We start from the raw sequence: 23,942 nt of genomic DNA on the forward strand, positions 1-23,942 counted from the left end.
TGCTGTGCGGGCAAGACGTTCCCCCCTGGTGGTGCCGGTGGCCTGACGCATGACACTCTGTGGCTTGAAGAAAGATGGCATCCATGGCCAATTCGCGGAAGGTGGACTGGAATCATGGCGCAGTGGACTTCGGCGGTCGGCGCGGCGCAGCTCGCGCGGCTGCTCACCTCGCAGCAGGAGCGTCCCGCCGGCCCCGGCACCCGCCGCCCGCCCGCCTACCGTGCGCTCGCCGACGGGATCCGTCTGCTGGTGCTGGAGGGCCGTGTGCCCGTCGCCGCCCGGCTGCCCGCCGAGCGGGAGCTGGCGCTCTCCCTCTCCGTGAGCCGTACGACCGTCGCGGCGGCCTACGAGGCGCTGCGCACGGAGGGGTTCCTGGAGTCCCGGCGGGGAGCGGGCAGTTGGACCGCGGTACCGGCGGGGAAGCCGTTGCCCGCGCGTGGCCTGGAGCCGCTGCCCCCCGAGGCGCTCGGCTCGATGATCGACCTGGGCTGTGCCGCCCTGCCCGCTCCCGAGCCCTGGCTCACCCGGGCCGTGCAGGGCGCGTTGGAGGAACTGCCGCCCTACGCCCACACGCACGGCGACTACCCGGCCGGACTGCCCGCCCTGCGCTCCATGCTCGCCGACCGGTACACCGCGCGCGGCATTCCGACGATGCCCGAGCAGATCATGGTGACCACCGGCGCGATGGGCGCCATGGACGCCATCTGCCACCTCTTCGCCGGGCGCGGTGAGCGGATCGCGGTGGAGTCGCCGTCGTACGCCAACATCCTGCAGTTGATGCGGGAGGCGGGGGCGCGGCTGGTGCCGGTCGCCATGGCGGACGGGCTCGCCGGGTGGGACATGGACCGGTGGCGTCAGGTGCTGCGGGACGCGGCGCCCCGACTGGCGTACGTCGTCGCCGACTTCCACAACCCGACGGGGGCGCTCGCCGACGAGGACCGTCGGCGGGGGCTCGTCGACGCGGCTCGGGGTGCCGGGACGGTGCTCGTCGCGGACGAGACGATGAGCGAGCTGTGGCTCGACGACGTGGAGATGCCGCGGCCCGTGTGCGCCTTCGATCCGGCGGGGTCCACGGTGATCACGGTCGGGTCGGCCAGCAAGGCGTTCTGGGCGGGGATGCGGATCGGGTGGGTGCGGGCGGCGCCGGATGTGATCCGGAGTCTGGTCGCGGCTCGGGCGTACGCGGATCTGGGGACGCCCGTGTTGGAGCAGTTGGCCGTGAACTGGCTGATGAGCACGGGGGGTTGGACGCAGGCCGTGGGGGTGCGGCGGGAGCAGGCCAGGGAGAACCGGGACGCCTTGGTGGCCGCGGTGCGCCGGGAGCTGCCGGACTGGGAGTTCTCGGAGCCTCGGGGTGGGCTGACGCTGTGGGTCCGCACCGGGGGGCTCTCGGGGTCGCGGCTCGCCGAGGTGGGGGAGCGGGTGGGGGTTCGGGTGCCGTCCGGGCCTCGGTTCGGGGTGGACGGGGCGTTCGAGGGGTATGTGCGGCTGCCGTTCACCGTGGGGGGAGCGGTGGCCGAGGAGGCGGCGGCGCGGCTGGCGGCGGCGGCGCGGTTGGTGCGGGACGGGGCGTCCGGCGGGGGCGAGGGGCCGCGGACGTTCGTGGCGTGAGGGTCCGGTGGGTGGGTGGACGGCGGCGGGAGCGGGACGGGAGTTGGTTCGCCCACCGGAGTTAGCCGGGCGTCGCGCCGTCCATCCGCCGGACCCTCACGCCGCCCCCTGGCGGCACGACCGGCGGCGGGGGAGGAGCCTGCGGCGGGGACGGTCGCGCGCCTGGGGCCGGACGGGACGTGCGGGGCTCAGGTCTCCACCGGGGCCGTCTTCGTGAGGGCGTCCGCCGGGGTCGTGTGGGGTGGGAGCAGGTCGAGGACTGCCTGGCGGTGGGGTTCGGGGGTGATGTCGTCGTAGGGGTCCGGGGTGGTGGGCACCTGGAGGCGGAGGGCGGGGGCGAGGCCCAGGCGGGCGTAGCCGCGGCCCGGGGGCATGTCCGGGGTGGGCGTGGTGGGAGGTGCGGCGCCCAGGACCGTCTCGACCTGCTCGGGGGAGGCGGGACCCAGGACGACACGCGCGCGGGTGTGCTGACGTACCGCGTCCGTGAGGGCGTCCAGGTGGTCGAACTGTTCGGTGATCACGACGGTGACGTCGACCGCGCGGCCGTGCCTGAGGGGGATCTGGAGGAGGGACTGCGGGTCGGGCCGGCCCTCGGCCGCGGCGAGGTGGGTCAGCACGCTCGGGCGGTCCAGGAGGAGCCAGAGGGGGCGACGGATGTCGTCCGGCGCCGGCCTGCCTGCCTGGCGGGCCCGGTTCGTGGCGATCAGCCGGCGCTCCGTCTCCTGGGACGCCCACTCCAGGCTCGCCAGGGCCCCCGAGAGCCCGCTCTCCACGGCGAGCACCCCGTCGCGGCCGGTCAGGCACGCGTACTCACCGCTGCCACCGCCCTCGACGATGACGACGTCGCCGTGCTGGAGCGCCTGGAGGGCGATCGAGCGGAGCAGGGTCGTGGTGCCGCTGCCGGGCTCGCCCACGGCCAGCAGATGAGGTTCGGTGGACCGGGCGCCGGTGCGCCAGACGACCGGCGGCACATCCCGCTGCTCCTCCCCGAAGGAGAGGGGCAGGGTGCGCTGGACGTGGGTCTCGTCGGTGAAGCCGAGGACCGTCTCGCCCGGTGCCGTCACGAACCGCTGGGCGGTGATGTCGGTGGCGAGCGGGGGGAGGACGGCGACGGTGAGCTCGTTGCCCTCCTCGTCCCAGGTGAAGCGGTACTCGCGGCCGCGTCCCGCCTTGGTGTGCAGCAGTTGCTCGATGCGCGCGCGGGCCTCGGGATCGCCGTCCGTGAAGTACGCCGGGTAGCGGATCAGCAGATGGCAGACACGGCCGGTGGCGTCGAACGCGTAGGTGGGGAAGGCCTTGTCCCAGGCCCCGCCGTGCGCGTAGAGCGGCTCGGGGTCCTCGGCGGCCGAGAAGCAGGGGACCAGGGCCTCGTAGAGGGAGCGCAGGCGCTGGGTCTGGGACTCGTCGGGGCCGGCCGGCTCGGTGGCGGCGCTCCCGCGGCCCGCCCAGGCTGCCGCCGCCATCAGGGCGATGACGGCGAGCAGCAGGCCGTACGGCACCAGGGTCACGACCAGGACGATCGAGGCCGCCAGGAAGAGCAGTGACCCGCGACGTTCCTTCGGGGTCTCGGCCCATCTGCGGCGCCCGGCGGCGACCAGCCGGCGCAGTCCACGCGTGATCGTGATCAACGGGTGGAGGACGTCGGTGGCGCCGTCGGCCGCCGTCCGGGCCAGCTCCCGGCTCCTGGCGAGGTGCGCGCCACCGGTGCTCAGAATGCGGGGGAGGGGGACCCGGGCCACGGCTGTCTCCTGGGGGTGCGTGCGGAAGAGGGGGCGGGTCAGAACTTGATCCCGCCGAGGAGGCTCGCGAGGCTCTCGCCGCCCGCTGTGATGCTCGGGGCGATGTTCGTGCTGGCGAGGTAGAAGCCGAAGAGCGTGACGACGATGCAGTGCGAGGCCTTCAGTCCGTCCTTGCGGAAGAACAGGAAGACGATGACGCCGAGCAGGACGACGCCTGAGATGTTCAGGATCATTTGGGCTCTCCTGGTTGATGGGGACAATCACCATGAGTTCTTCCAAGGTCACAGCATGTATCCATACGATAAAAGGTGCATATGGGTGAAATTCCGAAGATTTCACCCTGGCGGCCGAATCGGCGTTGGGCCGTCCGAGCTGGGCTGTTGCGCGCGAGGGGACTCGGTGTGATCTTTGCCTCGGCTCTGTCCCCTGATGTGCGCTTCGAGCCAGTACCCTGGCGATTCACCCGTTCGGCTCGAAGCGCGTATGTGAGAGGTGGTCCCGGCGATGAGCGAAGCCCCCGACCCGGAGGTCGTGGAGCTGGCGACCAAGATCTTCGATCTGGCCCGGCGGGGCGAGACCGAGGCGCTCGTGGCGTACGTCGACGCGGGTGTGCCGGCCGACCTCACCAACGACCGCGGCGACTCGCTCGTGATGCTCGCCGCGTACCACGGTCACGCCGACGCCGTACGGGCCCTCCTGGCCCGCGGCGGCGAGGCCGACCGCGTCAACGACCGCGGCCAGACCCCTCTCGCGGGGGCGGTTTTCAAGGGCGAGGAGAGTGTCATCCGGGTCCTCCTGGACGGCGGGGCCGACCCGGCCGCGGGCACTCCGAACGCGGTCGACACCGCCCGCATGTTCGGCAAGACGGAACTGCTCGAACTGTTCGCGGCACACTGATCAACATGTTCTGACCAGGCACAACACGAAAGACGGGGGAGGCGGTACGGGGCCGCCGGAAATTTCGGTCGCGGCAGCGAGAACCGCCGGGTCATCATGACGTCGTGATTCACGGACATGATGGCTGGGCAGGTGTTGCCGCACCGCGTGGGCCGTGATGCGGTCCGCATGGGCCACCGACGAGAGGCAGAGGAAGATGGTCTTCAGCAAGCAAGAGACGGCGGGCGCTCCGACGTGTGGTCACGCGGCCAGGTAATGCAGGATTCCCGGTTGCGTCGACGCTTGATGTGAGGCTGTTTCCCATGTTCGAACCGGTCATAGCGCCCAGCGGTACGCTGCTCGGCCTGCTGCAGCGGGGCCGCGGCGACGGCACCCTGCACGCGCTCACCGCCCCGCGGGCCGAGGCGCTCGCGGCACTGAACCACTGTGTGCTGAGCGACCCCCGCCACGACTGGCAGGTGGAGAACCGCTCCCTGTACTACGCCCGTCTCTACCTCGATCTGAGCGGCGAGCTCGACGAGATCGAGCGGCACCTCTTCGACGCCGAGGACGTGCTCGACACCGACGAGTCGCGCACCGGGCTTGCCCTCGCGGTCCTCGGGCACCTCGCCTCGTACGGCAGGCGGGACGCACTCGAACTGCTGCGCAGGTACGCCGCCGTGGGCACCAGCTGGGCCTGGGCCCTGGACGAGCTGGCCCTCAGGGACGACGACGAGGGGCTGCGCTCCCTCGCCGAACCCGTCCTGGCCCGCTTCACCACCGATCCGGAGGGCGAGGCCGAGCTGGCCGCCACCGTCCGCGACGCCTTCGAACCACGGCCCTGGCGGCTGTGGGCCGACGATCCCCGCGAGGCGATCGCCACCCGCGTGCGCGCCGCCCAGGAGACGGGCTGTTTCGACCGCTGGCAGCGACAGATGCGGCCGAGCGGACCCCGGCCGGGGTGGAGCGTCAGGGCCGTGTTCGAGTGGGCCCAGCAGGGCATCGAACGTGGCGCGGTGCTCCATGTGCCGGCCGCCCGGTGTCTGACCGCCGTCGCGGGCCCCGAGGATCGGCCCGAGATCCTCTCCGCCGCCAGGTCGGGCGACGACGGCGCCCGTTGCACCGCGTTGCGCTACCTCGCCGACGGCAACGATCCCGACGCCCTCGACCTGATCGAGGGCGCCGTGACCGACGGTACGGCGATGGTCGTGGAGGCCGCCGTCGACGCCTTCGAACGGATGCGCAGTGTGGCCGCCGTCGACCGGGCACGCGGCTGGGTGCACCGGCCCGATCCGCTCGGCGCCGCGGCCGGACGGATGCTCGCCTGCCTCGGTGGGGCCAAGGACGGCGACCTGGTCCTCGGCGCGCTGCGCGAGGCCGTGCGCGGCGAAGGACCGGACGCGATGACCCTGTGGACGCTCGTCGACGGCGCCGGGCGCCTGGGCATCGTCTGCGCCGCGCCCGTCCTGCGCCACATCTACCGCGAGACCGCCTCCTCCCACCTCCGCGGCCGCGCCGCCCGAGCGCTCGCCGCCACCGACCCCTCCTTCGCGGCCGGGTTCGCCGTCGAGTGCCTCTGGGACTGCGAGGAGACCACCCGCGAGATCGCCGCCCGGCACGCCGAGACGGGAGACGCGCGAGTCGTCGACCAACTCCGCAGGCTCGCCGCCGACCCGGCCGAGGAGGACGACGTACAGACAGCCGTACGCAGTCGGATCGGTCCTGACATGCCCGCAGTGTGAACATCCGGCGACCCGGAGGTCAGGAGGGCATGGACACGGCCTGACCTGGACAGGTGTGCAGCGCAACGCTCATGGGACGTTCCCCGCGCGGAAAGATCCACGTTGACGCGGCCACGTCCAGCCCGACGACAACACGGGTATGCGTGTCGTCATCGTGACCGAGTCCTTTCCCCCTGATGTGAACGGTGTGGCCCACTGCGCCCAGCAGACCGCACGGCACCTCGTCGCGCGGGGGCACGCCCCGCTCGTCGTGGCCCCGGCCACCGCCCAGGGGGCCGGAGCCGACCTCCAGGCGCCGTGCCCCGTCGTCCGCGTCCCCTCCCTCCCGCTCCCGGGCTACCCCCAGGTCCGCGTCGCCCTGCCCAGCCGCCGGGTCGCCGCGGCGATCGTCGAGCACCGGGCCGACATCGTCCACCTGGCCAGTCCCTTCGTCCTCGGCGTGCGCGGCATGGCGGCCGCCGCCCGTCTCGGTGTTCCCGCCGTCGCCATCTACCAGACCGACCTCGCCGGATACGCCCGCACCTACGTGCACGCCGGTGAGGCGGCGGCCTGGCGGCGCATCCGCTCCGTGCACGCCGCCGCCGACCGCACCCTCGCCCCGTCCAGCGCGGCCCTGCGCGACCTGAAGGCACACGGTGTGCCCCGGGTCAGTCTGTGGCCGCGTGGCGTCGACACCGTCCGGTTCCGCCCCGACCTGCGCGACGAGGCGCTGCGCCGCGAGCTGGCGCCGAACGGTGAGCTGATCGTCGGATACGTCGGCCGTCTCGCGCCCGAGAAGCAGATCGAACTGCTCGCGGGAGTGTGCGGTCTGCAGGGCGTGCGGGTCGTGGTGGTGGGCGACGGGCCGAGCGAACCCGGGCTGCGCGAAGCCCTGCCGGGGGCTGTCTTCCTGGGCCGCCGCACCGGCGACGAACTCGCGCGGATCTTCGCCTCGTTCGACGTCTTCGCCCACACCGGGCCCTTCGAGACCTTCTGCCAGACCGTGCAGGAGGCCATGGCCAGCGGGGTGCCGGTGGTGGCTCCCGCCGCCGGGGGGCCGCTGGACCTCGTCGCCCACGGGCGCACGGGGCTCCTCGTCCCGCCGCGCGACGCGGCCGCCGTACGCGATGCCGTATGGTCGCTCGCCGCCGACCCGGCGTTGCGGGCCGCCTACGGGGCCGCCGGACGGGCCATGGTCGAGGGACGCACGTGGGCGGCCGTCGGCGATCAGCTCATAGGGCACTACGCCGACGTGCTGACGGCGCGGACGGCGGTGGCGGCATGAGCGGGGCCGCTGTCGAGGGGGCACGGACGGACGGTGCCCGGACGGGGCTGCGGATCGTGCGGCTCGCCAACTTCGTCGCGCCCTCCTCGGGCGGACTGCGGACCGCCCTGCGGGAGCTGGGCCGAGGATACGAGGCGGCCGGGCACGAGGCCGTGCTGGTCGTGCCCGGCGAGCGGTACACCGACCGCGCGACCGAGCAGGGCCGGGTGATCACCCTGCCCGGACCGCTGCTGCCGGGGACCGGTGGCTACCGGGTTCTCACGGACAAGGGCCGGGTGGCCCGCCTCCTGGAGTCGCTGGAGCCCGACCGGCTGGAGGTCTCCGACCGGACCACGCTGCGCTGGACGGGGAAGTGGGCGCGGCGGGCCAGGGTGCGCGCGGTGATGGTCTCGCACGAGACCGCCGACGGCGTGCTGCGGACCTGGGGGCTGCCGGAGGGGATGGCCCGGCGGGCGTCGGACGCCCTCAACGTCCGTACGGGCCACACCTACTCGCGGGTGGTGTGCACCACCGAGTTCGCCGAACGGGAGTTCGTACGGATCGGTGCGCGCAACGTCGTACGGGCGCCCCTGGGCGTCGACCTCGTGGCACGGCACCCCGCCCTGCGCGACCGTGGGCTGCGGGAACGGCACGCGCGCGTGGACGAGGTCCTGCTGGTGATGTGCTCCCGGCTGTCCGTGGAGAAGCGGCCCGGCACGGCCGTCGACGCCCTGGAGGCGCTGCTCGCGCGCGGGCGGCGGGCCGTACTGGTCGTCGCCGGGGACGGGCCGCTGCGCGGCAGGCTCGAACAGCGGGCCAAGGGGTTGCCGGTGACCTTCTTGGGGCACGTGGGCGACCGCGAGACGCTGGGCGCGCTGCAGGCCTCCGCCGATGTGGCCCTGGCGCCCGGTCCCGCCGAAACGTTTGGGCTGGCTGCTCTGGAGGCCATGGCCTGCGGTACGCCCGTGGTGGCCAGCTTCTCCTCCGCGCTGCCGGAGGTCATCGGATCGGCCGGCGCCACGGCGGCCGACAATGGGGAGTCCTTCGCGGACGCCGTCGAACTGCTGCTGGACCGGTCCGAGGGCGAACGCCGGGAGGCGGCACGCGCGCGTGCCGAGTGCTTCGGCTGGGGGACCGCGGTGGACTCCTTTCTCGCCGCGCACGACGCGACCGTCGGGCGCCCGGTGCGGGAGGGCGTGGGATGAGAGCCCCGCGGTTCGTGGCCCTCGGTGACTCCCTCACCGAGGGCGTGGGTGACCCCGTCGAAGGCGGCCGGCGGGGCTGGGCCGCGCTGCTCGCCGAAGGCCTCGGAGCGGACGCGGGGCCGGGGGAGGGGCCGGGGGAGGGGCCGGGCGTGGGTGTGGGCGTGCGGCCGGGCGTGGAGTTCGTCAACCTGGCCGTCAGCGGCGCCCAGACGCGCGACGTCCTGGACCGGCAGCTGTCCGCCGCGCTCGAACTCCGCCCGGACGTCGCCTCGGTCGTCATCGGCGTCACGACACCCTGCGGTGCACCTTCGACATCCACGCCGTCACCGCCCGCCTCGACGCGGTCTACGGGGCCCTCCGGGAGCGCGGAGCGGTGCTGCTCACCGCCTGCCTGCCCGATCCCGGGGCGATGCTCGGCCTGCCCGGGGCGCTCGCCAGGCCCCTCGCCCGGCGGCAGCGGGCCGTCAACACCGTGGTGCACGCCCTGTCCGAGCGCCACGGAGCCGTTCATCTGCACGCCTCGGAGGGCGCCTGGCTGACGGACCGCGCGATGTGGAGCGCGGACCGGCTGCACCCCGGGGAGCGGGGGCACCGGCAGCTCGCCCTCCGCTTCCACGCCCTGCTCACCGAGGCGGGGATCGCCCTCGGCCCCGCGCCCTCCGCCGAGCCCGAGTCCGCGGCACCCGGCCGCGGCGCCGGCCTCTGGTGGCTGGCCACCGCGGGCACCGGCTGGGTGGCCAGGCGCTGCACGGACCTGCTGCCGCAACTTCTGGCCCTCGCCGCCGCCGAGGTACGCCACAAGGCGCGCGGCACCAGCGCCCGGCTGGACCTGTCCGCCTCCCACGCGGTGGCGTCGGCCCTGGCCGCGCTGGCGGTGTCCGATCAGCGGCCGGAGGCAGCGTGAGGCAACAGGGAACGTGCTGGTCAACGGCGGTGTCGAATGGCGACGAAGCGCACCGGGGTGCCCGGCGTGGCCTGGGCCGCGCCGGGCAGGTCCGCCGAATGGACCACCGCGATCACCGGGTAGCCCCCGGTGGTCGGGTGATCGGCGAGGAAGACGACCGGGCGGCCGTCCGGTGGCACCTGGACGGCGCCCAGCACCATCCCCTCGCTGGGGAGTTCACCCGCCCGGGAGCGCTCCAGGGCGGGCCCCTCCGTGCGCAGCCCGATGCGGTTGCTCGCCGAGGAGACGGCGTAAGGGTGCCTGGTGAGGGTGCGGAGCGCCGCGTCCGTGAACCAGTCGTCGCGGGGGCCCAGGGTGACGCGCAGGACGAGTTCCGAGGGCGGCGCCGGGTGCGGGCCGACGTCCACGCGCGTGTGGAGATGGCTCGGGCGGCCGAGCGGGAGCACCGTGCCGTCCGTCAGCGGAGGCGGGCCGAGGCCCGACAGCAGGTCGGTGGAGCGGCTACCGAGGACCGGCTCCACGGTCACACCGCCGGAGACGGCGAGATAGCCGCGTACGCCGGAGTGCGCCGGTCCGATGTCCAGCACCGCCCCTCCGGGCACCCGTACGGGTGCTCCCCAGGCGACCGGGCGGCCGTCCACGGTGACTGCGCAGGGGGCGCCTCCGACCGCCACGATGACCGCCGAGCGGGGCCGCACGGAACAGCCGTTGAGAGTGGTCTCCAGGACAGCCGCGTCCGGGGGGTTGCCCACCAGGCGGTTGACCAGGGCGGCCGCCGGGGCGTCGAGGGCGCCTGCGCGGGGCACGCCGAGGTGGGCGTGTCCAGGACGGCCCTGGTCCTGGACGGTGGTCAGGGCACCGGCCCGGACGACGACGAGGGCGCGGTCGGTCACGGGGTCGCCACCGGTGTGAAGCGGACCCGGGTACCCGGAGCCAGCAGAGCGGCCGGCACGCGCGTGTGGTCCCACAGAACGGCGTCCGTGGTACCGATCAGCTGCCAACCGCCGGGGGAGGAACGCGGGTACACGCCGGTGTACGGGCCGGCCAGGGCCACCGACCCCGTGGGGACGGCCGTGCGTGGGGTCGCCCTGCGCGGGACCTCGCGGGGCAGCCCGGTGAGGTAGCCGAATCCCGGGGCGAAGCCGCAGAAGGCCACACGGTACTCGGCCGCCGCGTGGATCAGAGCCACCTCGGCCTCGTCGACACCCCAGTGGGCGGCGACGTCCGTCAGATCGGGGCCGTCGTACCGTACGGATATCTCGACGACTTCCTCCGCGCGCGACGGGACGGGCGGAACCGTCCAGGAGGCGAGGCGCTCGGCGAGACGGGCCGGATCGTCGAGGCCGTCCAGGAGGACGGTACGGGCGGCGGGCACGATCTCGGCCACCGGCAGGTCGCCCCTCGCGCGGCGGCGCAGCAGCTCGGCGTGCAGGGCCTCGGCCTCCTCGCCCGTGCCCACCTCGATCAGCAGTGCGCGGTTCCCGACCGGCAGTGCCTTCATGAGAACGCCTCCACGCGTACCCCCGCGGCCGCCAGCTCGGCCCGCACCCGCCGGGCCAGCTCCACCGCGCCCGGCGTGTCACCGTGCAGGCACAGGGAGCGAGCCCGGACGAGAATGCGTTGCCCCGAGTGGGAGACGACCGTGCCGGAACGGGCCAGGCCGACGGACCGCTCGATCACGGTGGCGGTATCCGTGATCACGGCGCCCTCGTGACCGCGCGGCGCCAGAGTGCCGTGGTCGGTGTACGCGCGGTCCGCGAACGCCTCGGTGACGGCGACCAGACCGGCCCGCTCGGCCAGCTTGAGGAGCCATGAGCCGGGGAGGCCGAGGACGGGGAGCGTGGCGTCGGCGAGGCGTACCCCCTCGACCACCGCCGCCGCCTGTTCCTCGTCGTGCACGACCCGGTTGTAGAGCGCGCCGTGCGGCTTCACGTACGACACGCGGGTGCCCGCCGCGCGGGCGAAGACCTCCAGGGCGCCTATCTGGTACGCCACCTCGGCCGCCAGTTCGGCGGGCGGCACGTCCATCGCGCGCCGCCCGAATCCCGCCAGGTCGTGGTAGGAGACCTGGGCCCCGACCCGCACGCCGCGCTCGGCCGCCAGCTCGCAGACCCGCCGCATGGTGGCCGCGTCCCCGGCGTGGAAGCCGCAGGCCACGTTGGCGCTGGTGACGACGGACAGCAACTCCTCGTCGTCGGTCAGCGTCCAGCGGCCGAAGCCCTCGCCGAGGTCGGCGTTGAGATCGATGGAGCTCATGGGTCCCATTCTCCTGCTTCTTCCCTCTGCCTGTTGCTCTGGTTTCTCCGGTGGCCGGTTCCTGTCGGATCCGTCCGTCAGAGCAATCGATCAGAGCACTCGATACTGCTCGTCCCGGGCGTCGGTGAGGAACATCTGGCCCGGGGCGTGCGTGATCGCGAACGGCGGTCGTGAGGCCATCACGGCTGCCTGGGGCGTCACCCCGCAGGCCCAGAACACCGGGATGTCGTCCGGTTCCGCGTCGACGGGGTCGCCGAAGTCCGGACGGGACAGGTCCGCGATGCCGAGGCCCGCCGGCTCGCCGCAGTGCACCGGGCCACCGTGCACGGCCGGGAGCAGACTGCTCTCCCGGATCGTCGCCGCCAGATGCCCGGGCGGCACCGGACGCATCGACACCACCAGCGGGCCACGCAGCCGCCCGGCGGGCCGGCACCGGCGGGCGGTGATGTACATGGAGACGTTGCGGCCCTGCTCGATGTGGCGCATCGGGACGCCCGCCTCCGTCAGGGCCGACTCGAACGTGAAACTGCAGCCGATCAGGAACGACACCAGGTCCTTCCGCCAGACGTCGACCACGTCCGTCGGCTCCGCGACCAACTCGCCGTGCTCCCAGACCCGGTAGCGCGGCAGGTCGGTGCGCAGGTCCGCGCCCCGGGCGAGCGGCGTCGTCCACGCGCCGGCGTCCGTGACGTCGAGCACGGGGCACGGCTTGGGATTGCGCTGGCAGAACAGCAGCATGTCGTACGCCCAGTCGGCGGGCACCGAGATCAGATTCGCCTGGGTGTGCCCGGCGGCCACGCCCGCGGTGGGGCCCGCGACACCCGTACGGAACCGGGCGCGCGCCTCTTCGGGGGTCCACGCGTGCGCGTGCGGGTCGACGAAGGCGAAGGGTCGGTCGTGCGGGGCGGTGGCCGGGCCGGGGTCGTGCGTCGTGGTGGCCTGGTCGGGGTCGTGCGTGGTCGTGTGGTTCACAGGAGTTCCCTTCCGCGTGTCTCCGGGAGGCCGAGCAGGGCCACCGCCGCCAGGCCGTACCCGATCGCGCCGAAGACCAGCGCGCCGCCGACGCCCCAGCTGTCCGCCAGGAAGCCGACCGTGGTCGGGAAGACGGCGCCCACCGCGCGCCCGGTGTTGTACGTGAAGCCCTGCCCGGTGCCCCGGACGGCCGAGGGGTACAGCTCGCTGAGGAACGAACCGAAGCCGCTGAAGATCGCCGACATGCAGAACCCGAGCGGGAATCCGAGCACCAGCAGCAGGGTGTTCGCACCGTTCGGGATGTTCGCGTACGTCAGGATGCACAGCGCCGAGAGCACGGCGAAGAGCCATATGTTCCGGCGGCGGCCCAGCAGGTCGGTGAGATAGCCGCCGGTGAGGTAGCCGATGAAGGCGCCCGAGATCAGGAACGTGAGGTAACCGCCGGTTCCGACGACCGACAGACCGCGCTCCGTCTTCAGATAGGTGGGCACCCAGGTCGCCAGCGTGTAGTAGCCGCCCTGGACGCCGGTGGAGAGCAGCACCGCGAACACCGTGGTGCGCAGCAGGCCCGGTGCGGCGGCCGTGCCCGGCCGGAAGATCACGGCGAACGAGCCCTTCTCGGCGCTCTGCTCGCGTGCGGCCGCGGCCTTCGGGGCGTCCTCGACCGAGCGGCGCACCCAGATCACGAGCAGCGCGGGCAGCGCGCCGGTCCAGAACATCACGCGCCAGGCCAGGTCGTCGTCGAGGAACGAGAAGACCATCGTGTAGACGATCACGGCCAGACCCCAGCCCACCGCCCAGGAACTCTGGATCGCGCCGAGCGTACGTCCCCGGTGCTTGGCGCTCGCGTACTCGGCGACGAGGATCGCGCCGACCGCCCACTCGCCGCCGAAGCCGAGCCCCTGGAGGGCGCGGAAGACCAGCAGGGTCTCGTAGTTGGGCGCGAAGCCGCAGGCCACGGTGAACACGGCGTAGGTGATCACGGTGATCATCAGCGCCTTCACCCGGCCGATCCGGTCCGCGAGCACACCCGCGGCGGCTCCGCCGATCGCCGAGACGACCAGGGTGACCGTGGTGAAGAGCCCGGTCTGGCCGTTGTCCAGGCCGAAGTAGGCCGTGAGCGCGACCATGCTCAGCGGCAGCGTGAAGTAGTCGTACGAGTCGAGGGCATAGCCGCCGAACGCGCCGCCGAAGGCGCGGCGGCCACGCGGGCCGAGCGCCCGCAGCCAGCCGAAGGGGCCGTCGTCGTCGGGCCGGCCGTCGGGGGCGGGCTTGTCGGTGGAGGGCAGGGCCTGAGGGGGAGGGTTCGTGCTCATGGGCACCTCGCGGTGAGGGGGAGGGTGCGTGAGGACTGAGCCTTGGTGATGAAGGGCGCCTGTCCAGCAAGGTAGAGGATCGTTGAACGATCCTTCAATACCCCTGTTGTTTCGTTCTCGTGTCTGCGATTGAATTCCGGCATGGCCGCCGAACTGACGGGACTTGCCGACGACCGTGCCCTCCTGGGGCGCACCAGCACCGCCGAGCGGGTTTCGGACATCCTCCGCAGCCGCATCGCCGAGGGCTTCTTCCCGCCCGGGACCCGGCTGTCCGAGGACAGCATCGGCGGCGCCCTCGGGGTCTCCCGCAACACCCTGCGCGAGGCGTTCCGCCTGCTCACCCATGAGCGCCTCCTCGTCCACGAGCTCAACCGGGGCGTCTTCGTACGGGTGTTGACCGTCGAGGACGTGGAGGACATCTACCGCACCCGCCGCCTCGTCGAGTGCGCCGTCGTGCACGGGCTCGGCAAGCCGCCGTACGGCCTCGAAGGGCTCGCCGAAGCCGTCGCGGAGGGGCAGCGGTTCGCCCGCGAAGGCGACTGGAAAGGTGTGTCCACCGCCAACATCCACTTCCACCGCGAACTGGTCGCCCTCGCCGGCAGCGCCCGCACCGACGAGCTGATGCGCAGCGTCTTCGCCGAACTCCGGCTCGCGTTCCACGTGGTGGACAATCCGCGCAAGCTCTACGAGCCGTATCTGGCGCGCAACCTGCTCATCCTGCGGACCCTGCAACGGGGGGAGCGGGACGAGGCCGAGCGGATGCTGGCGGCGTATCTCGACGACTCGCTCCGGGGACTGGTCGAGGTCTACGGGCGGAGGGTGCGGGACAGCGCCCCGTGAGCGGCGAGGGGCTCGCCCGACGGCGCGTTTGGGTCGATGTCAGACCCAGGACCTAGTCTGTGCACCGTGACTTCACCCGCATCGACGGACAGTGTTCCGCCCCAGCTCAGCGCGGGGCCGCGCCCCGCGCCTGGGCCGGCCGCCGACGAGGGACTGGCGCGGCGGCTGCGCGCGCTCGCCTGCACCGCGCCGCTGCACGACCTGGACGCGCGCAAGGCGAACCTCGCCGGTGAGTACACGGTGTACGGCATGGCCGAGGTCGCCCTCGCAGCCATCGACCTGGTCACCCTGAACATGGACTTCGACACGGGCGCGGACCACGACCAGATCGTCGCCCGCCTCATCCCGCGCATCGCCGCCCAGGCGCCCCGGCGGCCCGTCGAGGAGCACGAGCGGGTGGCCCGCTGGGTCCTGGAGAACCTGATCAACGTCGGCAGCGTCGACCGCGGCTTCCGGGCCGTGTACGGGACCTTCGCGTCCGACGGCACCTACGTCCGCCGCGACTACGACTTCAAGCTCATCGAGGAGGTCCCCGGCTATGGGGGTGGTGTCTACCTCCGGACGACCGACGAGGCCGTCAACGTCCTCGTGGGCGCCCTCGACACCGACGTCACCAGCGCCCAGATCGCCGCCGAGGTCAAGCTGGAGGTCCTGATCAGCCGGGGCCGCCTCGCCGACGCCCAGCTCGCCGCCGAGCAGGCCCGCTACCGGACCGTGCAGTACTCCGAGACGCTGCGCAAGGCCCTGGACGCCACCCGGCGCAACGTCCGCGCGGTCGACTGGCTCCAGACCGTGCCCGACATGATCGCCGAGGCCCTCGACCACGTCGCCGACCGCTACCGCCACGAGAACGCGATCCTCACGAACATCCGCAAGGCCCGGGACGAGTCCGAGGAACCCGAGCAGAAGCGCCGCGCCGCCGAGCTGGTCGACATCGTCAAGGACTGCATCCGGCGGCACACGCAGTTGCAGTCCCGGCTGCTGGAGGCCGGGCCGCTGTTCCGCGCCGAGCAGGACCGGCAGGCCTTCGCCACGCCGATGACGACCTCCGGGATCGATCTGTACGGCCATCTCTTCGGGCCCCTGCTGCCGCTGCCCGTGGAACAGGCCCGGCGGGTGACCGACGCGTTCTTCACCCGCGGCACCGGGTTGCGCACACCCGGGTCCGTGCGAGTCGGGGACCTCGTGGAGCTGCTGTTCACCCCGCCCGTCGAGCGGGAGCACCTGGGGGCGGAGATGCCGGAGCCGGATCTGATCGCCACACCCGACGACAGTCGGTTCAGCGAGGAGCAGCTGGCGGCGGCGAAGGAACTGCTGGATCTGCCGGCGGACGCGCCGCGGCGGCTGTCCGGGCTGCTGGCGGAGGCACGGCTGCAGGATCCCGAACTGCCTTATCTGGTCGCCCTGTTGGCCGTCCACGCGGCGAGCCCCCCGGTCGGTACGGCCTACCGGCAGGGGGAGGAGAAGCTGCTGTTCGCCGTGGACGACGGGACTGAGCTGGACGATCCCGAGTTCGGTGGGGCGGATCTGATCGTGGGGATGGCGTTGCTGGACTCCGCGGGGATGGCAGCGGACCGGGAGGCGGCGTGAGGACGCCGACGAGGGCCCGGCCGTCGTTCCGGGGGCCCGGCTGTAGTTCCGGGTGCGGGTCGTTCGCGGCTGATCGCGTGGTTTCCCGCGCCCCTGGAGGGGTTGCCGTACCCCTTGGCCATGAGATCGAGGAGTTCTTGTCGTGAGTGAGCATGTCGAGTGGAGTGAGCCGGAGACGGCAGCCGCTCCGGTGGCTGCCGCCCTCACTCCCGCCGATGCCGCCGACGCCGCTCGGCTCGTCGCCTTCGGGCTTCAGCCGAAGCTGCAGCCGGCCCGTGACCAGGAGTACGGCGAGCTGTTGCGCCGGTACCGCGAGGATCCGGCGTTCGCCCGGCTCGCCGATGCCGTCGCCACCGGGCTGGGGCTGGTCGTCCTGGAGGTGTCGCCGCGCGCGGGCATGGCGGTGACGGCGGCCGAGGACTCGGTGTTCGCGGTGCGGATGGGGGACTACGCGCGGCGGACGTCGGCGGACTCGGTGGACCGCTTCCTGCACGGGCTGGCGCATCTCGCGGTGGCCGCGATGGCGTTCCCCCGTCCGGAGGACCTCGCGGACGACGGATACATCGGCAGGGTCTCGGTCAACGGGGTCGACGCCTTCGTACGGCAGGCCTGTCGGCGGCTGGAGGAGCGGGCCGAGGAGCAGGGGGAGAACACCGACCCGGCGACCGACGCGCCCGGGCTGGAGTCGGCCTGGCGGATCTGGGCGAGACGCAGCTCCACCGGGGCCACCAAGGACGCCCGCCGACTCGCCGGGTCCACCACCGGCATCATCGGCAAGGCGGTGGGCTTCCTGACCGACTCGGGCTTCCTCCAGCGCACGGGGGACGACAACGGCGGTACGTATCGCACGACCGCGCGGTACCAGCTCCAGGTGCGGGACATGGCGGGCAGTGCCGCGATGGCCGAACTGCTGGAACTGGGCGTCGTGCCGGTCACCGACGGCTCGGCCACGCTGCTGCCCGCCGAGGACACCGACGACCTGGAGCTGGTGGCCGACGCCGGACTGCCGTTCCACTCCTGAACCCCCACCCCCGAACCGTCCCCCCCGCACGATCCACCGTCACGACCGCGAAAGTCCGCCGCCATGTACGAGCTGTCCCGGGTCCGCCTCTACTCCATCGGGCCGGCCGGTGCGCGCTACGCCGACACCGTGCTGGACCTGAGAGGTGTGGGCGAGTACGTGCCCGACCCCGCGCCGCAGCAGGCGGAGTTCTTCGAGGAGGAGCCCACCGGACCGCCGCGCCGGCCGGCGCCCGCCGGGGTGCTCTTCCTGGAGAACGGCGGCGGCAAGTCCGTGCTCCTCAAGCTGATCTTCTCGGTGATGCTGCCGGGCCACCGGAACACCCTCGGCGGCGCCAGCTCCGGAGTGCTGCGGAAGTTCCTGCTGGCGGACGACTGCGGGCACGTCGCCCTGGAGTGGCAGCACACCCTGACCGGCGAGTGCGTGGTCGTGGGCAAGGTGAGCGAGTGGCGGGGGCGGCAGGTCTCCAACGATCCACGGAAGTTCGCCGAGGCCTGGTACTCTTTCCGGCCCGGCCCGGGGCTGAGCCTCGACAATCTGCCCGTCGCCGAGTCCACCGCCGTACGGCCGACCGTCGAGGGCGCGTCCGGCGCGCAGGGGCGGCGGCGCACCATGAAGGGTTTCCGGGACGCCCTCACCGAGGCGGGCAAGGCGTATCCGCACCTCGAAGTGCACTGGGAGGAGATCCACGACCGCTGGAACGAGCATCTGACGGACCTCGGTCTCGACCCCGAACTCTTCCGCTACCAGCGGGAGATGAACGCCGACGAGGGCGAGGCCGCCGGCCTCTTCGCGGTGAAGAAGGACTCCGACTTCACCGACCTGCTGCTGCGGGCCGTGACCGACACCCGGGACACGGACGGCCTTGCCGACCTCGTCGCCGGGTTCGGCAACAAGCTCGGCCGGCGCGCGGAGTTGATCGCCGAACGGGACTTCACGGCCGGGTCCGTGGATCTGCTGCGCCGGATCGTGGAGGCGGCCGAGGGCCGGTCCCGGGCCCGGGACGTCCACGCGGGCGCCGAGCGGCGCACCCGAACCCTGGCCCGACGGCTGTCGGCACGCGCCGCCCGGGAGCGACTGCGGGGCACCGATCTGGCCCAGCGGGTCACCGCCGCCGCGTACGCGGTCACCCACTCCGAGGCCGCCCGTGACCGCAGTGCGCTCATCGCAGCCGAACTGGCCTACCGGCACGCGTCGTTGGCGCTCGCCGCCGCCGAGAAGTCGGCCGCCGCGCAGAAGCGGGAACTGGCCGACGCGCGCACCCTGCACTCCGCCTGGCAGGCCGCCGAGGCCGTGCTCAGGCACCGGGCCGCCGCCGACCGCGTCGCCCGGGTGGCAGCCGCCATCCAGGAGGCCGAACGGGACGCCGCCCCCGCGCTCGCCGCCCGCGCCAAGGCGGCCGTCGACCTCGTACGGGCCCTGCACGCCGCCGCGGAGAGCGCCGAGAACCTCGCGAACGAGGGCGAGGAGAAGTCGGCCGCCCTTCAGGAGGTCGGCGAGGCAGCCCACCGGGACGCGACCGTCGCCGCCACCGAGGCACAGCGCGCCCGCAGCGAGGTCGGACATCTGAAACAACGGCTCAGCGAGGTCGAGCAGGAGACCGCCGAGGCGGTCCGCGCGGGCTGGCTGGACGACAGCGCGCCCGACGCCGACCCGGCCAGGGCCGCCCTCGCCGCCAGCGACGCCGAGAAGACGGCCGTCGCGGCCTGGGACACCGCGCGCGAGGCCTCACGCCGCGCCTCCGAGCACGCCCGGGAGGCGGCCTCCGCCGAGTCCCGCGCGGAGCTCACGGCCGCTCGCGCGGCGGACGCGGCGACCGCCGCCGAGCGCGCCTACGACGGGGAGCGACGCACCGCGGAGGCCCTCGCGGGGGAGGAGCGGCTGGCGGAGCTGCTGAGTCTTCCGGGTGTCGTGGGCAGGGCGTCCGGCGGGGTGCCGGGCCCTCGTAGGGGCGGGTCCGACGCCGACGGCGCGACCGGTGCAGGCGGAGCGGCCGGCGTGGGCAGCGGCTCGGGTGATTCCGCCGCCGGCCGGGACGGAGCCGAGACCGGCGGGAACGCTTCCCCGCAGGGCTCCGGCCGGGTTCGGCGCCCCGGCCCCGACGACTCCTCACGCGATCCCGCCGACGGCCCCCTCACCCCCGAGGAGCTGGACCGCTTCGCCGACGAACTGCGCGAACTGCTCGACGAGAACGTGTCGTCCGCCGAGCGCCACCTCTTCGAGCTGCGCACCGCCGCGGCCGACGACTCCCGCATCCTCGGCGCCCTCGGCGACGGCGGTCTGCTGCCGCCGGGCCCGGACGTCCTGGCGACCGTCGAGTTCCTCGGTGAGCACGGCATCCCGGCTCTACCCGGCTGGCGCTACCTCGCTCAGGCCGTCGACCCCACCGACCACGCGCGCGTGCTCGCCGCGCGCCCCGAGCTGGTCGACGGTGTGATCATCACCGACCCCGACTCGCACGCCCGGGCCCGCGAGGCACTGAGCGACGCCGCACTGCTGCCGAGGTCCGCCGTGGCCGTCGGCACGGCCGCGGCCCTGCTGGCACCGACGCCGCCCATGGACGAGGGCGACGGGCACTCCGGCGACGTCTTCCTCGTCCCGCCGAACCCGGCCATGCACGACGAGCACGCCGCCGACGAGGAACGGCAGGCGCTGCGCGCGCGGGCCACCGAGCGCGACGAGGAGATCCGTCAGCTGGCGACCCGGCTCGGCAAGGACCGGGAGCTGGCGGCCCGGCTCTCCTCCTGGCGCACGGGCTGCCCGGCGGGACGACTCACCGAGCTGGCCGATGCCGCGCGGGAGACGCGCGCGTTCGCCGAGGAGGCCGAGGCGGAGCTCTCGGAGGCGCGGACCGTGCGGGCCGAGGCCGAGGAGGCGGCCGCCGAGGCGGCCCAGGTGCGGGACGAACGTCAGGAGGCCGCACAGAAGTCCCGCCGTGCCGCCGACGCTCTCGCCGGGCTGGCCTTCCGCCTGCGCGAGCGGGCCGGCTGGCAGGTGAAGCTCCGTGAACTCGCCGACGAGGCCGCCGAGTCCGAGGCCCGGGCCCAGTCCTGCCTGGAGCGGGCCCGCGCCGCCGACGAGGACCGGCGGGCCACCCAGCGCGGCGCGGACGACGCCCGCCGCACGGCGCGTGCTCTGCGCGCCGAACGCGCAGAGATCGCCGGCGCCCCCGACGACGTGCCGGAGACGGACTCCGGCGCACCCAAGCAGCCCCTCGCGGCCCTCCGCGAGGCCTACCGCGCCGCGTCCCAGGTGTACGAGAAGGTCGGCGTCGGCGCCGATCTGCGAGCCGAGCAGGCGCGGGCCGAGAGCGACGAGAGCGCCGCCATCGCCGAGCTCGACCGGCTGACCAACAAGGTCCGCAACCGCGCCGAGCAACTGCTGCAGTCGCCGGACGGCTCCGACGGGCCCTCACGGCAGGCGGCGGCCGCGCGTGCCGAGGAACTCGTCCAGCTCCTGGAGACCCGGGTGTCCACCGCGAGCGAGCAGCTCGGCCGGTTGCGCGGCGAGGCCGAGCGGCACGCGCCGGAGGACGGCGAGGCCCACACCGAGCTGCCCGAGGAACTGCTCCCGCGCGACGCCGAGCACGCCCAGTCCCTGCTGCGCACGGCCACCGCCGAACTGGCGTCCCGCGCCGAGGCGTTGACCCAGGCCCGTGAAGCCCACGCCGAGCTGCTGGAGTCCCACCGCGCCGCCGAGGACGCGGCCGGCGGCTTCGAGGAGACCGCCGCCCTCCTGCGGGACCTCCTGCGCGACCACGCCACGGAGGACGACCAGGAGGAGCCCGAGCTCTACCCGGGAGGGCTCGAAGAGGCCCGCAGGGTCGCCGCGGAGGCCCGCCGCTCCCTGCGCGGCTGCACCGCAGACCTCTCCGCCGCCGAGGGCTCCGTGCGCGAGGCGAGCGACGTCCTCGTACGCCACGCCAACTCCACGCGCTACGAGCAGGTCCGTACGCCGGCCCGCCAGCAGATCCGGGAGCTGCCCGCCTCCTCGCTCCCCGAGCACGCCCAGAAGTGGGCCGACGCGTTCGCGCCCCGACTCCGGGTCCTCACGGACGAGCTGGCCCAGCTGGAGCGCAACCGGGACTCGATCGTCGACCGGCTGCGGGGCCTCGTGGAGTCGGCCCTCGCGACCCTCCGCTCCGCCCAGCGGCTCTCCCGGCTTCCCGAGGGCCTGGGGGAGTGGTCCGGCCAGGAATTCCTCCGGATCCGCTTCGAGGAGCCCGACCAGGCCACCCTCACCGAACGTCTCGGCGAGGTCGTCGACGATGCGACCCGCGCGGCCGTGAAGAAGAACTCCGACATGCGCCGCGACGGCATGTCCCTGCTGCTGAGGGGCGTCGGCGCCGCGCTCCAGCCGAGGGGCGTCGCCGTGGAGATCCTCAAGCCGGACGCGGTGCTGAGGGCCGAGCGCGTCCCCGTCGGCCAGATGGGCGACGTCTTCTCCGGCGGGCAGCTGCTCACCGCCGCCATCGCCCTGTACTGCACGATGGCCGCCCTGCGCAGCAACGACCGGGGGCGGGACAAGCACCGCCACGCCGGCACCCTGTTCCTGGACAACCCCATCGGCCGCGCCAACGCGACGTACCTGCTGGAACTGCAGCGCGCGGTCTCGGACGCCCTCGGCGTCCAGCTCCTCTACACCACCGGTCTCTTCGACACGACGGCTCTGGCGGAGTTCCCCCTGGTCATCCGCCTTCGCAACGACGCCGACCTACGAGCGGGCCTCAAGTACATCAGCGTGGAGGAACACCTCCGCCCGGGACTCCCCCAGCAGCCCCAGCCGGGAGAGACGGCCCACACGGAGATCACGGCGACGAGGATGTACAAGAGGCCGACGGCAACCGCGCCCTGAAGGGGCGCGGGGAACCGCGCGACCCGCCACAACGGATCCGCAGTCGCCCACGCCCCGAGCCGCCCGACCCCTCAGGCATCGGCTTTCAAGAGATCCGCGCACTTCTCGCCGATCATCATCGTCGTGATGCACGGGTTCACGGTCACCAGATCCGGCATCACCGACCCGTCCGCCACCCGCAACCCCTCGATCCCCTTCACCCGCAGCCGTGCGTCGAGCGGAGCCGAGGCGTCGTCGTCCGCACCCATCTTCACCGTGCAGGCCGGGTGGTAGACGGTGTTGTGGGTCTTGCGGATGTAGTCGAACAGTTCCTCGTCGGTCCGTACGTCGGGCCCGGGCGCCAGCTCGGCCCCGGCCCACCCGCTCAGCGCCGGCTGCGCCGCGATCTGCCGGGCGAGCCGAAGACCGTACGTCATGACGCGCACGTCGTGCTCGTGCGTGAAGTAGCGCGGGTCGACCTTCGGCTTGTCCCGGTAGTCACGGGTACGCAGCCGCACGGTGCCCCGGGACTTCGCCCGTGTCACGTTCGGCGTCAGACAGAACGCGTTCTCGGACGTGGGGTAGCCGTACCGGGCCGTGTTCATGTCGAACGGCACGGACCCGTAGTGGAACATCAGGTCCGGCCGGTCCAGGCCCGGCTCGGTGTCGTAGAAGATGCCCGCCTCCCACCACTGGTTGGACGTGGTGGGCATCGGCTGCGCGGCCTCCCACATGATGACGCCCTCGGGGTGGTCCTGGAGGTTCTCGCCGACGCCCGCCGAGTCCACGACCACGTCGACGCCCACCTCGCGCAGCTGTTCGGCGGGGCCGATGCCGGAGAGCATGAGGATCTTCGGGGTGTCGATGGCGCCGCAGGAGACGATGACCTCACGCCGGGCGCGTACCGTCCGGGTGTGGATCAGGTCCGGGTCCAGATACTCGGCGCCGACGCAGCGGCGCCCGTCGAGCACCAGCTTCTTGGCGCGGACGCCGGTGCGCACCTCCAGGTTCGGACGACGGCCCATGATCGGGTGCAGGTACGCCACCGACGAGGACTGGCGGATGTTGTTCTCGTCGGAGTTGATCTGGAACCAGTTGGCGCCCCTGACCACCGTCGTGCCCGTGTTGAACGGCGTCGTCGGGATACCCGCCTGGACGCACGCCTCCAGCAGGGCGTTGCCGCACGGGTCCTCGCTCTTGATGGTGCGGAGCTTCACCGGACCGGTGCGGCCGTGGTGGTCGCCGGGCGCGTCGTTGGTCTCCAGTCGCTGGTAGAGCGGGAAGAGGTCGGCCGCCGACCAGCCCGTGCAGCCCGCGGCCGCCCAGTCGTCGAGGTCCTCCGCCGGTGCCCAGAAGGCGATGCAGGAGTTGTGGGACGAACAGCCGCCGAGGACCTTCGCCCTCGCGTGGCGCATGAAGCTGTTGCCGCTGGCCTGCGGTTCCACCGGGTAGTCCCAGTCGTAGCCGGACTCCAGCAGGCCCATCCAGCGTTCCAGCTTCAGGACGTCGTCGTCGCCGACGTCACTGGGGCCCGCCTCCAGGACGCACACGGTGACCGACGGGTCCTCGGAGAGTCTGGCCGCCACCACGTTTCCCGCGGTTCCGCCGCCGACCACGACATAGTCGAACTCGTCTTCGATCATGGGGAGTTGACCTCCTGGGTGCTGTGCTGTCGAGCTGCTGTGCTGTGCTGGGTGGTGGGTGCGCTGCTGCGCCGTGCATCGCAGCCGTGGCGCCGGCATGTTGTGCCGTGCTTCGCGAGCCGTGGCTCTGCCGTGCCGCTCTGCCGTGTGA

At 73.2% G+C, this 23,942-nt stretch carries 17 protein-coding genes and 1 pseudogene; 10 read left to right on the top strand and 8 right to left on the bottom strand.

Translation table 11 applies throughout. The annotated features are described in order from the left end of the window. The first annotated feature begins 114 nt into the window (after window positions 1-114). Window positions 115-1,611: an SCO1417 family MocR-like transcription factor gene (locus tag K1J60_RS37310; RefSeq protein ID WP_220650062.1), complete on the top strand. Its 1,497-nt coding sequence runs from the start codon at window positions 115-117 to the stop codon at window positions 1,609-1,611. A 188-nt stretch (window positions 1,612-1,799) separates the two neighbouring features. Here K1J60_RS37310 and K1J60_RS37315 read toward each other — a convergent pair whose 3' ends face one another. Together K1J60_RS37315 and K1J60_RS37320 are read right to left on the bottom strand one after the other, a co-directional pair. Beyond that, window positions 1,800-3,350: a hypothetical protein gene (locus K1J60_RS37315; protein ID WP_220650063.1), complete on the bottom strand. Its 1,551-nt coding sequence runs from the start codon at window positions 3,348-3,350 to the stop codon at window positions 1,800-1,802. 38 nt (window positions 3,351-3,388) lie between these two features. Continuing rightward, window positions 3,389-3,583: a hypothetical protein gene (locus K1J60_RS37320; RefSeq protein ID WP_220650064.1), complete on the bottom strand. Its 195-nt coding sequence runs from the start codon at window positions 3,581-3,583 to the stop codon at window positions 3,389-3,391. A 271-nt stretch (window positions 3,584-3,854) separates the two neighbouring features. Between K1J60_RS37320 and K1J60_RS37325 the strand changes: the two genes are divergently transcribed. The 5 genes and pseudogenes from K1J60_RS37325 to K1J60_RS37345 all read left to right on the top strand — a co-directional run bounded on the left by K1J60_RS37325 (window position 3,855) and on the right by K1J60_RS37345 (window position 9,320). Further along, window positions 3,855-4,247: an ankyrin repeat domain-containing protein gene (locus K1J60_RS37325; RefSeq protein WP_033532515.1), complete on the top strand. Its 393-nt coding sequence runs from the start codon at window positions 3,855-3,857 to the stop codon at window positions 4,245-4,247. 302 nt (window positions 4,248-4,549) lie between these two features. After that, window positions 4,550-5,968: a HEAT repeat domain-containing protein gene (locus K1J60_RS37330; protein ID WP_220650065.1), complete on the top strand. Its 1,419-nt coding sequence runs from the start codon at window positions 4,550-4,552 to the stop codon at window positions 5,966-5,968. A gap of 139 nt (window positions 5,969-6,107) precedes the next feature. After that, window positions 6,108-7,232, top strand: a complete 1,125-nt coding sequence (locus K1J60_RS37335) for a glycosyltransferase family 4 protein (RefSeq protein ID WP_220650066.1) — start codon at window positions 6,108-6,110, stop codon at window positions 7,230-7,232. After that, window positions 7,229-8,416: a glycosyltransferase gene (locus K1J60_RS37340; protein WP_220650067.1), complete on the top strand. Its 1,188-nt coding sequence runs from the start codon at window positions 7,229-7,231 to the stop codon at window positions 8,414-8,416. The genes K1J60_RS37335 and K1J60_RS37340 overlap by 4 nt, the downstream gene beginning before the upstream one ends. After that, a pseudogene (locus K1J60_RS37345) lies at window positions 8,413-9,320 on the top strand (SGNH/GDSL hydrolase family protein). Before K1J60_RS37340 ends, K1J60_RS37345 begins: the two are co-directional and overlap by 4 nt. A 20-nt stretch (window positions 9,321-9,340) precedes the next feature. Here the strand turns inward: K1J60_RS37345 and K1J60_RS37350 are convergent. From K1J60_RS37350 to K1J60_RS37370, 5 genes are all read right to left on the bottom strand, one after another. Next, a complete protein-coding gene (locus K1J60_RS37350; RefSeq protein WP_220650068.1) occupies window positions 9,341-10,213 on the bottom strand; it encodes a 5-oxoprolinase subunit C family protein in 873 nt (290 codons plus the stop codon). Beyond that, the gene (locus K1J60_RS37355) at window positions 10,210-10,821 is read right to left on the bottom strand and encodes a 5-oxoprolinase subunit B family protein (protein ID WP_220650069.1); all 612 of its coding nucleotides are present in this window, start codon (window positions 10,819-10,821) and stop codon (window positions 10,210-10,212) included. Before K1J60_RS37355 ends, K1J60_RS37350 begins: the two co-directional genes overlap by 4 nt. Next, window positions 10,818-11,576 carry a LamB/YcsF family protein gene (locus K1J60_RS37360; protein ID WP_220650070.1) on the bottom strand — a complete coding sequence of 253 codons (759 nt, stop codon included), beginning with the start codon at window positions 11,574-11,576 and terminating at the stop codon, window positions 10,818-10,820. The genes K1J60_RS37355 and K1J60_RS37360 overlap by 4 nt, the downstream gene beginning before the upstream one ends. Window positions 11,577-11,666: 90 nt before the next feature. After that, complete coding sequence (locus tag K1J60_RS37365) at window positions 11,667-12,548, bottom strand: putative hydro-lyase (RefSeq protein WP_220650071.1); 882 nt, start codon at window positions 12,546-12,548, stop codon at window positions 11,667-11,669. After that, entirely contained in the window at window positions 12,545-13,864 is a 1,320-nt protein-coding gene (locus K1J60_RS37370; RefSeq protein WP_220650072.1) for an MFS transporter, read from the bottom strand. The genes K1J60_RS37365 and K1J60_RS37370 overlap by 4 nt, the downstream gene beginning before the upstream one ends. A gap of 141 nt (window positions 13,865-14,005) precedes the next feature. Here K1J60_RS37370 and K1J60_RS37375 point away from each other — a divergent pair, with 141 nt between their 5' ends. The 4 genes from K1J60_RS37375 to K1J60_RS37390 all read left to right on the top strand — a co-directional run bounded on the left by K1J60_RS37375 (window position 14,006) and on the right by K1J60_RS37390 (window position 22,169). Further along, window positions 14,006-14,704: a GntR family transcriptional regulator gene (locus K1J60_RS37375; protein ID WP_220650073.1), complete on the top strand. Its 699-nt coding sequence runs from the start codon at window positions 14,006-14,008 to the stop codon at window positions 14,702-14,704. 66 nt (window positions 14,705-14,770) lie between these two features. Further along, complete coding sequence (locus K1J60_RS37380) at window positions 14,771-16,294, top strand: hypothetical protein (RefSeq protein ID WP_220650074.1); 1,524 nt, start codon at window positions 14,771-14,773, stop codon at window positions 16,292-16,294. 142 nt (window positions 16,295-16,436) lie between these two features. Continuing rightward, window positions 16,437-17,315, top strand: a complete 879-nt coding sequence (locus tag K1J60_RS37385) for a hypothetical protein (protein ID WP_033532506.1) — start codon at window positions 16,437-16,439, stop codon at window positions 17,313-17,315. Window positions 17,316-17,378: 63 nt separating this feature from the next. Further along, window positions 17,379-22,169 (top strand): hypothetical protein, encoded by a 4,791-nt coding sequence (locus tag K1J60_RS37390; protein ID WP_220650075.1) that lies wholly within the window; start codon window positions 17,379-17,381, stop codon window positions 22,167-22,169. A 71-nt stretch (window positions 22,170-22,240) separates the two neighbouring features. On the opposite strand, the gene K1J60_RS37395 is transcribed toward K1J60_RS37390, so the two are convergent. Continuing rightward, on the bottom strand, window positions 22,241-23,791 hold the full coding sequence (locus tag K1J60_RS37395) for a GMC family oxidoreductase (RefSeq protein ID WP_220650076.1): 1,551 nt from the start codon (window positions 23,789-23,791) through the stop codon (window positions 22,241-22,243). Between the last annotated feature and the right edge of the window lie 151 nt (window positions 23,792-23,942).

Source organism: Streptomyces akebiae, from assembly GCF_019599145.1.
In the GTDB taxonomy this organism is placed as follows: Bacteria; Actinomycetota; Actinomycetes; order Streptomycetales; family Streptomycetaceae; genus Streptomyces; species Streptomyces akebiae.